General features: G+C 76.3%; 2 protein-coding genes. Both read left to right on the top strand.

The window, feature by feature from the left end:
• A partial coding sequence (locus IEZ12_RS39010; protein ID WP_229847942.1) for an SDR family NAD(P)-dependent oxidoreductase occupies window positions 1-5211 on the top strand: 5211 nt, incomplete at its 5' end.
• 85 nt (window positions 5212-5296) lie between these two features.
• Window positions 5297-10936, top strand: a 5640-nt coding sequence (locus IEZ12_RS39005; RefSeq protein ID WP_373295525.1) for a type I polyketide synthase, incomplete at its 3' end; no start/stop codon positions are given.

The raw sequence follows: 10936 nt of genomic DNA, 5'->3' as shown, positions 1-10936 counted from the left end.
CCGGAGGTGGACTGGTCGGCGGGCGCGGGCCGGTTGCTGACGGAGGCTCGGGAGTGGGACGACACGGGTCGTCCGCGCCGGGCGGGCGTGTCCGCCTTCGGTGTCAGCGGCACCAACGCCCACGTCGTCCTCGAACAGGCCCCGGCCGACCCGCTCGCCGAGGAGCTTGGGACGCCGGAGACCGTCCCTCTGCTTCTCTCGGCGCGCACCCCCGAGGCCCTGCACGCCCAGGCCGCCGCGCTGTCGGCCCGGCTCGGCGACGGGTCGGGCGTCCGCGCCGCGGACGTGGCCTTCTCCCTGGCCACCGGCCGCAGCGCGCTGGCACACCGCGCGGTGCTGGTGGGCACGGAGGACAACCTCGCCGAGCACCTGACCGCGCTGGCGCAGGGCACCGCAGTGGTCGGTGGTGGGCTGCTGTCCGGCCGGGTGGCGTTGGTGTTCCCGGGTCAGGGTTCGCAGTGGGTGGGGATGGCCGCAGAACTGCTGGCCGGGTCGGAGGTGTTCGCGGGGCGGATGGCGGAGTGCGAGCGGGCTCTTGCGCCGTATGTCGATTGGTCGTTGGCGGAGGCGTTGGGTTCGGAGGCGCTGCTGGCGCGGGTCGATGTGGTGCAGCCGGTGCTGTGGGCGGTGATGGTGTCGCTGGCGGAGGTGTGGCGGTCGTTCGGTGTGGTTCCGGACGCGGTGGTGGGTCACTCGCAGGGTGAGATCGCGGCCGCTGTGGTGGCGGGTGGTCTGAGTCTGGAGGACGGGGCGAAGGTCGTCGCGCTGCGGTCCCGTGTGATCGGGGTGCTGGCGGGTCGTGGCGGTATGGCGTCGGTGCCGTTGCCGGTGGACGCGGTGCGGGAGCGCCTGGGTCGCCTTTCGGTGGCGGCGGTGAACGGTCCGTCGTCGACGGTGGTGTCGGGTGACGCGGACGCGGTGGCGGAGTTCGTTGACGCGTTGGTCGCGGAGGGTGTGCGGGCGCGTCTGATCGAGGTCGATTACGCGTCGCATTCCGCGCACGTGGAGGAGATCCGCGAGCGTCTGCTGTCCGATCTGGCTGGTCTCACCCCCCTCTCGGGTTCGGTGCCGTTCTTCTCGACGGTGACGGGCGGCTGGTTGGACACGAAGTCGTTGGACGCCGAGTACTGGTACCGCAACCTCCGGCAGACCGTCGAGTTCGCGAACGCCACGGAGGCGTTGCTGGGTGAGGGCTTCCGGTTCTTCGTCGAGTCCAGCCCGCATGCGGTGCTGGGTGTGGCGGTGGGGGAGTCGGTGGAGGCCGCAGGTGTCGACGCGGCGGTGCTGGGAACGTTGCGCCGCGGGGAAGGCAGCCTGGCACAGGTGCTGCGTGCGGTGGGCCGCGGTTGGGAGCGCGGCTTGGCCGTGGACTGGTCGGGGGCGTTCCGGGGCGCTCGCCGGGTGGACCTGCCGACCTACGCCTTCCAGCGCACCCGCTACTGGCTCGACGTGCCGACCACGAGTCAGGACGTCGCCTCGGCGGGGCTCGCCACGACCGGGCACCCGCTGCTCGGTGCGGCGATGCAGGTCGCGGACTCCGGTGAGCTGCTGCTCAGCGGCCGGATCTCGCTGCGCACCCACCCCTGGCTCGCCGACCACGCCGTGTCGGGCGTCGTGCTCCTCCCCGGCACGGCGTTCCTCGAACTCGCGCTGCGCGCCGGGGCCGAGGCGGACTGCCCGGTGGTCGAGGAACTCACCCTCGGATCGGCGCTCGTGCTTCCGGACGAGGACGCCGCCCACCTGCAGCTCCGGGTCGGCGGGCCCGACGGCGACGGCCGGCGGAGGCTCAGCGTGTTCGCCCGGACGACGCGGGACGCCGACGCGCCCTGGACCGAGCACGCCACCGGCACCCTGGCACCCCGGCCCGCCGGGGACCCGGCCGGAGCCGGTCTGCTGAGCTGGCCGCCGTCCGGTGCCGAACCCGTGGACACCGGCGACCTCTACGAGCGCTTCGCCGAGGCCGGCTACCACTACGGCCCCGCCTTCCGCGGCATCCGTGCCGCGTGGCTGCGCGGCGGCGAGGTGTTCGCCGAGGTGGTGCTGCCGGAGCAGCAGCACGCCGACGCCGCCGGGTGCGTGCTGCACCCCGCGCTGCTGGACGCGGCCCTGCAGACCGCCGCGCTGCTGCCCGACCAGGACGGCGGGGCCCGGCTGCCGTTCAGCTGGACCGGGGTGACCAGCGGGATCACCGGGGCCACCACGCTGCGCGTGCGGCTCGCCGCCGACGCGCCGGACGCCGTGAGCCTGCACGCCCACGACCTGTCCGGACGGCAGGTGATCGGCGTCCAGGGCCTGCTGCTGCGGCCGCCGGCCGCGGGCGGGCCGCTGGCCGGGGCTGCTCACGCCGACCTGCTGTACCGCCTCGACTGGACTCCGGCCGCCGACCCGGCCGACGTCGCCGTGCCGACCTGGGCCGCCCTCGGCGACGCCGTCCCCGGTGCCGCCGTGTCCTGGCCGGACCTCGATGCCCTGGGCGCCGACCTCGGCGCGGGTGCCGCCCTCCCCGAGGTGATCGTGGCGGCCGTCGCCACCGCCGACCTGCCCGACCCCGCCGACCGGGTCCGCGCCACCGCGCACCAGGGCCTCGCCCTCGTGCAGCAGTGGCTGGCCGACGAGCGGTTCGCCGCGGCCAGGCTGGCCGTGCTGACCAGGGACGCGGTCCGCACCGGACCTCTCGACCGTCCCGTCGATCCCGCCCAGGCCGCCCTGTGGGGCCTGGTGCGCAGTGCGCAGGCCGAGAACCCCGGGCGCTTCGTGCTGATCGACGCGGCCGGGACCGCCGAACAGGCCGACGCCCTGCCCGCGGCGCTCGCCGCCGGGGAACCCGAACTGGCGCTGCGGACCGGCCCGCCGCTGCTGCCGCGGCTGGTCCGCGGCGGACGGCCGGACGGCACGCTGTCCCTGCCGGACGGCGCCGCCTGGCGGCTCACCAGCGACGGCCGGGGTTCGGTGGAGGACATCGTGGCGGCGCCTGCCCCCGCGGCCCTCGCCCCGCTGGGCAGGGGCGAGGTGCGGATCGCGGTGCGCGCCGCCGGGCTGAACTTCCACGACGTCATCGCCGCGCTCGGCCTGGACCCCGACCCCGAACAGCAGGGCCTGGGCAGCGAGGGCGCCGGCACCGTCATCGAGGTGGGCCCGGGCGTCGACGACCTGGCGCCCGGGGACCGGGTGATGGGGATCTTCGCGGGCGCGTTCGGCCCGACCGCCGTCGCCGACCGCCGCACCGTCGCCCGGATACCGGCCGGCTGGTCCTTCGCCCGCGCCGCGTCCGTGCCGGTGGTGTTCCTGACCGCCCACTACGGCCTGTTCGACCTCGGCGGGCTGAAGAGCGGCGAATCGGTCCTGGTGCACGCCGCGGCCGGCGGTGTCGGCATGGCGGCGGTGCAACTCGCCCGGCACGCCGGTGCGCGGGTGTTCGCGACGGCGTCCCCCGCCAAGTGGGACGTCCTGCGGGCCGGTGGACTGGACGACGCGCAGCTCGCCTCGTCCCGCACCACCGACTTCGCCGAGACGTTCCTGACGGCCACCGGCGGGCAGGGCGTCGACCTGGTGCTCGACAGCCTGGCGCGGGAGTTCGTCGATGCCGGCCTGCGGCTGCTGCCGAACGGCGGCCGGTTCGTGGAGATGGGCAAGACGGACGTCCGCGACGCCGAGGCGGTCGCCCGGCAGCATCCCGGGGTGCGCTACCGGGCGTTCGACCTGATGGAGGCCGGTCCGCAGCGGATCGGCGAGATGCTCGCCGAGATCCTGGACCTGTTCGAGCAGGGAGTGCTGCGTCCCCTGCCCGTCACCGGCTGGGACGTCCGGCAGGCCCCGGCCGCGCTGCGCTCGCTCAGCCAGGCCCGGGGCGTCGGCAAGAACGTCCTGCTGCTGCCCGCTCGACCGGACCCCGAGGGGACCGTTCTGGTCACCGGGGCCACCGGCACCCTGGGACGGCTGCTGGCCCGGCACCTGGTCGTCGCGCACGGCGCCCGGCACCTGCTGCTGGCGGGCCGTCGGGGCGAATCCGCCGACGGGATGCCGGAACTGGTACGGGAGTTGACCGGGCTCGGCGCGTCGGTGACCGTCGCGGCCTGCGACGTCGCCGACCGGGACGCGCTCGCCGCCCTGCTCGGGTCGGTGCCCGCCGCGCACCCGCTGACCGCCGTCGTCCACGCGGCCGGCGTCCTGGACGACGCCACGATCGCCGGGCTGACCCCGGACCGGCTCGACCGCGTCCTGCGGCCCAAGGCGGACGCGGCGCTGGCCCTGCACGAACTCACCCGGGACCTCGACCTCGCGGCGCTGGTCCTGTTCTCCTCGGGCGCCGCCCAGTTCGGCGCGGCCGGGCAGGCGAACTACGCCGCCGCCAACGCGGTCCTCGACGCCCTCGCCGCCGAACGCCGGGCCGAGGGGCTGCCCGGTCTGTCCATCGGCTGGGGCCTGTGGGAGGAGCGCAGCGGGATGACCGCGGCCCTCGCCCCGGGCCGGGGCGCCGGGGCGGGCGCGCTGACCTCGGCGGAGGGCCTCGCCCTGTTCGACGCGGCGCTCGACTCCCCGCACGCCTACCGGCTCGCGGCCAGGATCGCCCCGTCCGTGCTGCGGGCGGACGACCGGCTGCCCGCCGTGCTCCGCGGCCTGGTCCGCCCGGCCCGGACCAGCGCCGCGGAGGCGCCGGCCCGCTCGATGGCGCGGCAGCTCGCCGAGCTGCCCGAGGCCGAGCTGTACCGGACCCTGCTCGACCTGGTGCGCGGCACCGCCGCGGCGGTGCTCGGCCACAGTTCGCCGAACCTGGTCCGCCCGGCCCGCCCGTTCAAGGACGTCGGCTTCGACTCCCTCACCGGGGTCGAGCTGCGCAACCGGCTGGCGTCCTCGACCGGGCTGCGGCTGCCGGCCGCGCTCGTCTTCGACCACCCCACCCCGGAGGCACTGGCCCGCCACCTCGCCGAGCGGGCCGGGGCCGCCCGTCCGACCGGCGACGAGGCGGTCCGGGCCGGGCTCGACGCCCTGGAGGCGCTGCTCGACGCCCTGCCGCGGGACGGCGTCAGCGACGAACTCGGCGCCCGGATCCGGGACGTGCTGTCCCGTCCGCTGGCCGGCGGGACACCGGCCGCCGCCGCCCGCCCCGTGGGCGACCAGGGCGACCCGGACGACCTGGCCCCCGACCTGATCGAGGCGGCCAGCGACGACGAGATGTTCGAGTACCTCGACCGGCAGCTGGGGTCCGCATGACCAGGGCACCGGCCCGCGCGCCCCGCGCCCCCCGCGTCCTTCAGGACGAGACCCGAGCAGCCCGAGACGAAAGCAGCGGTGTCCAGTGAGCGACCAGAGGATGCGCGACTACCTCAACCGGGTGACCATCGACCTCCGGGACACCCGGCAGCGGCTCCGGGAGGCCGAGGCCCGCCTGAGCGAGCCGATCGCGATCGTGGCGATGAGCTGCCGCTTCCCCGGCGGGGTCCGCACCCCGGAGGAGCTGTGGGAGCTGCTCGCCGAAGGCCGCGACACCAGCGCGCCCGTCCCCGGCGACCGGGGCTGGGAGCGCGCCTGGCCGTCCGGCGACGCGATCCCCGGGCGGGGGGCGTTCCTGGACGGCGCGGCGGACTTCGACCCGGAGTTCTTCGGCATCTCGCCCCGTGAGGCGCTGGCCATGGACCCGCAGCAGCGGCTGCTGCTGATGGCGGCCTGGGAGGCCGTCGAGCAGGCCGGCATCGACCCGCTCACCCTGCGGGGCAGCCGCACCGGGGTGTACGCCGCGGCCGTCGACGAGGGCTACGCGACGCTGGGCTCCGGCGCCGCCGAAGCCGTCCAGGGGTTCCTGATGACGGGGAACTCGATGAGCGTGATGTCCGGGCGGGTGTCCTACGCGCTCGGCCTCGAAGGCCCCGCCATCACCGTGGACACCGCCTGCTCGTCCTCGCTGGTGGCGTTGCACCTGGCGGCGCGGGCGCTGCGGGCCGGCGAGTGCTCGCTCGCCCTCGCCGGCGGGGTCAGCGTGATGGCGCTGCCGGCGGTGTTCGTCGAGTTCAGCCGGCAGGGCGCGATGTCCCCCGACGGCCGCTGCAAGCCGTTCGCGGCGGCCGCGGACGGCACCGGCTGGGGCGAGGGCGTGGGCATGCTGCTGCTGGAGCGGCTGTCGGACGCGCGCCGCAACGGCCGTACGGTGCTGGCCGTGCTGCGCGGTTCGGCGATCAACCAGGACGGCGCGAGCAACGGCCTGACCGCCCCCAACGGTCCCTCGCAGCAGCGGGTGATCCGGGCGGCGCTGGCGGATGCGGGTCTGACGGCGTCGGACGTGGACGCGGTGGAGGCGCACGGCACCGGCACCACCCTCGGCGACCCGATCGAGGCCGACGCGCTGCTGGCCACCTACGGCCAGGACCGGCCCGCCGACCGCCCGCTGTGGCTGGGCTCGCTGAAGTCGAACATCGGGCACACCCAGGCCGCCGCCGGGGTCGCCGGGGTCATCAAGACGGTCCTCGCGCTGCGGCACGGCGTCCTGCCGCGCACCCTGCACGTGGACGCGCCCACCCCGCACGCCGACTGGTCCTCGGGCGCCGTCGAACTCCTCACCGAGGCCCGCGACTGGCCCGCCGTCGACCGGCCGCGCCGGGCCGGGGTGTCCTCGTTCGGCATGAGTGGCACCAACGCGCACGTCGTCCTCGAACAGGCACCGGAGCCCGAGCCGGAACCGGCGGACCGGCCGGAAGTGGCGCCCGGGGCCGTGCTGCCCTGGGTGCTGTCCGGCCGCACCGCGGCCGCGCTCGGGGACCAGGCGGCCCGGCTGCGCGCCCGGCTCGCCGCGGACGCGCCCGCCCGGCCGGCCGACATCGGGTTCTCGTTGGCGACCACCCGGTCCGCCTTCGAACACCGGGCCGTGGTGATCGGCGACGGGCAGCACGCCCTGCTGGACGGGCTCGCCGCCCTGTCCGGACCCGGCACGGACCTCCCCGCCGCCCCGGCCGACGTCGTGGTGGGCACCGGCCGGGTCGTCGAGGGCCGGACGGCCCTGGTGTTCCCCGGCCAGGGCTCCCAGTGGGACGGCATGGCCCGGGACCTGCTCGCCACCAGCCCCGTCTTCCGGGACCGACTCGCCGCCTGTGGCGCTGCTTTCTCCGCCCACGTCGACTGGTCCTTGGAAGGCGTCCTGTGCGGCGCCCCCGGCGCGCCCTCACTGGAACAGGTCGACGTGGTGCAGCCGGTGCTGTGGGCGGTGATGGTGGCCCTGGCCGCGCACTGGGAGTCCTGGGGCGTCCGGCCCGACGCCGTGGTCGGACACAGCCAGGGCGAGATCGCCGCCGCCGTGGTGGCGGGAGCGCTGAGCCTGGAGGACGGGGCGAAGGTCGTCGCCCTGCGCAGCCGGGCCATCCGGGCGCTGGCCGGACTCGGCGGCATGGTCGCGGTGCCCCTGCCCGAGGACCGGGTCCGCGCCGAGCTCGCCCGCTGGGCCGGGAAGCTGTCGGTGGCCGCCGTCAACGGGCCCGCCGCCGTGGTGGTCTCGGGGGAGACCGAGGCCCTGGCCGAACTGCTCGCCCACTGCGCCGCACAGGGCGTACGGGCCCGGTCCGTGCCGGTGGACTACGCCTCGCACTCGGCCCAGGTCGAACGGATCAGGTCCGAGGTGCTGGCCGCACTGGCCGACGTACGCCCGCTCCCGGCCCGGATCCCGCTGTTCTCCACCGTCACCGGCGACCGGCTCGACACCACCGCCATGGACGCCGACTACTGGTACCGCAACCTCCGCGGGACCGTCCGCTTCGACGCGGCCGTGCGCTCCCTGGTCGAGCAGGGCCACGAGGTGTTCGTCGAGGTGTCGCCGCACCCGGTGCTGACCATGGCCCTCCAGGACACCGTCGAGGCCGCCGGCGCCGAGGAACCGCCCGTGGTCGTCGGCACCCTGCGCCGCGACGACGGCGGACTGCGCCGGGCCCTGCGCTCGGCCGCCGAACTGTGGGTGGCGGGCGCGGCCGTCGACTGGTCCGCGGTGTACGCCGACACCGGCGCCCGCCCGACCGCCCTGCCCGGATACCCCTTCCAACTGCGGCGCTACTGGCTGGAGCCGGAGGCGCTGCCGGACACCGGGCCGGCCGCCGACCCGCACGACACGGCCTTCTGGCACATGGTCGACCACGAGGCCCCGGCCGAGATCGCCGCCCACCTCGCCGTCGACGAGGACGCCCTCGCCCCGGTCCTGCCGGCCCTGCGCGGCTGGCGTCAACAGCGGCGCGACGAGAGCGTCATCGACTCCTGGCGGTACCGCATCGGCTGGCAGCCCCTGCCCGACCCGCCGGCCGCGGTCCCCGCCGCCGGCACCTGGCTGGTCGTCCTGCCCGCCGGGCACCACGACGACGCCCTGGTGCGCGGCCCGCTGCTCGCCCTCGCCGAAGCGGGCGCCACCGTCGTCACGGCCGAGCTCACGGCCGACGCCGTCCGCCGCACGGACCTCGCGGACACGCTCGCCACCGCCCTCGGCGACCGCGTGCCGACGGGTGTGCTGTCGCTGCTGGCCGCCGCCGACCGGCCCCACCCCGACCACCCGGCCCTGCCCACCGGGACGGCACTCACCGTCGCCCTGGTGCAGGCCCTGGGCGACCTCGCCCTCACGGCGCCCCTCTGGTGCGCCACCGCCGGGGCCGTGTCGACGGGCCCGGACGACCCGGTCACCCACCCCCGCCAGGCACTGGTCTGGGGCACCGGACTGGTGGCCGCGCTCGAACTGTCCGCCCGCTGGGGCGGACTCGTCGACCTGCCGCCGGACCTCGACGCCCGCGCCCGGACCCGGCTCGCCGCCGTACTGACGGCGTCCGCCCCCGGCCGCGAGGACCAACTCGCCCTGCGCCCCGCCGGCCTGCTGGCCCGCCGCCTCCGGCGAGCCCCCCGCAGCGACGGCCGTGCGCAGCACTGGAAGCCCCGCGGCACCGTCCTGCTGACCGGCGGCACCGGAGCCGTCGGCCCGCACCTCGCCCGCTGGCTGGCCCGCAGCGGCGCCACCCACCTCGTCCTCCCCGGCCGCCGCGGCCCCCAGGCACCCGGCGCGGCCGAACTCGCCGCGGAACTGGCCGCCCTCGGCGTCCGGCTGACCATGCCCGTCTGCGACCTGGCGGACCGGCAGGCCGTCGAGGCACTGCTCACCGGCCTGGAGACGGCGGGCGACCCGGTCACCGCGGTCGTCCACGCGGCCGCCTTCGTCGCGCTCGCCCCGCTGGACGGCACGCCGATGTCCGCGTTCGAACAGATCGTCGCCGCCAAGGCCGCCGGCGCCGAACACCTCGACGCCCTGCTCGACCGCGAACTCGACGCCTTCGTGCTGTTCTCCTCGATCGCCGGAGTCTGGGGCAGCGGCGACCACGGCGCCTACGCCGCGGCCAACGCCTACCTCGACGCGCTGGCCCAGCACCGCCGGGCCCGCGGCCTCACCGCCACCACCGTCGACTGGGGCATCTGGCAGGCCGCGAACCCCTACCAGGACCGCACCGCCGGAGCGGACGCCGACCTGTTCAACCTGGAGCAGCACGGCCTGCCCCGGATCGCCCCCGACCTCGCGGTGCACGCCCTGCAACAGGCACTGGACGACGACGAGACCGTGCTCGCCGTCGCCGACGTCGACTGGGAGCAGTTCGCCGCCGTCTTCACCTCCACCCGCCCCAGCCCGCTGCTGACCGGCGTCCCCGAAGCCCGCCGCGCCCTGGAGGCCCCGGCCGGTGACACGGTGGAACCCGCCGCCGCACAGCTGCGCGAACGGCTCGCCGCCCTCGGCGAATCCGAACAGCACCGCCTGCTGCTCGACCTGGTCCGCACCCACGCGGCAGCCGTCCTCGGCCACTCCGGGGCGGACGCGATCCGGCCCGGCACGGCCTTCCAGGACATGGGCTTCGCCTCCCTCACCGCGGTCGAACTCCGCAACCGGCTCAACACCGCCACCGGACTGCGGCTGCCGTCCACCCTGATCTTCGACCACCCGTCGTCCACCGCGCTCGCCCGGGAGATCCGCGCCGAACTGCTCGGCCGGCCGGCCGTCGGCCCGGCCACCGTCGGCCCGGACACTGTCGCGCAGCCGCCCGCGTCCGACGACGAGCCGATCGCGATCGTGTCCATGGCCTGCCGTTTCCCCGGCGGCATCGGCACCCCCGAAGACCTGTGGCGCCTGCTCGCCGACGGCGGCGACGCCGTCTCGGACTTCCCCACCGACCGCGGCTGGGACCTCGAAGCCCTCTACGACCCCGACCCCGACCGCCCCGGCACCTCGACCACCCGGCGGGGCGGCTTCCTGCACGACGCGGCCGACTTCGACGCCGAGTTCTTCGGCATCTCGCCGCGCGAGGCGCTGGCCATGGACCCCCAGCAGCGGCTGCTGCTGGAGACCACCTGGGAGGCGATCGAACGCGCCGCCATCGACCCGGTCGCCCTGCGCGGCAGCCGCACCGGCGTGTTCACCGGCGTCAACTACGCCGACTACGCGGCCGTGGTCGCCCAGTCCGAGGAAGGGGACGGCCACTTGCTCACCGGCAGCGCACCCAGCGTCGTCTCCGGCCGGGTCGCCTACACCCTGGGCCTCGAAGGCCCCGCGGTGACCGTCGACACGGCCTGCTCCTCCTCCCTCGTCGCCATGCACTACGCCGGCCGTGCGCTGCGCGGCGGCGACTGCTCGCTCGCCCTGGTCGGCGGCGTCGCCCTGATGGCGACCCCCGGCGCCCTGATCAGCTTCTCCCGTCAGCGGGGACTCGCCGAGGACGGCCGCTGCAAGGCCTTCTCGGACGACGCGGACGGCATGGGCATGGGCGAAGGGGTCGGCGTCCTGCTGCTGGAGCGGCTGTCGGACGCGCGCCGCAACGGGCACCCGGTGCTGGCGGTGGTCCGCGGTTCGGCGATCAACCAGGACGGCGCGAGCAACGGGCTCGCCGCCCCCAACGGTCCCTCGCAGCAGCGGGTGATCCGGGCGGCGCTGGCCGACGCGGGA

The sequence above is a fragment of the Kitasatospora griseola genome, assembly GCF_014648555.1.
Lineage (GTDB): Bacteria > Actinomycetota > Actinomycetes > Streptomycetales > Streptomycetaceae > Kitasatospora > Kitasatospora griseola.
This window is presented reverse-complemented; position numbering and strand designations above follow the sequence as displayed.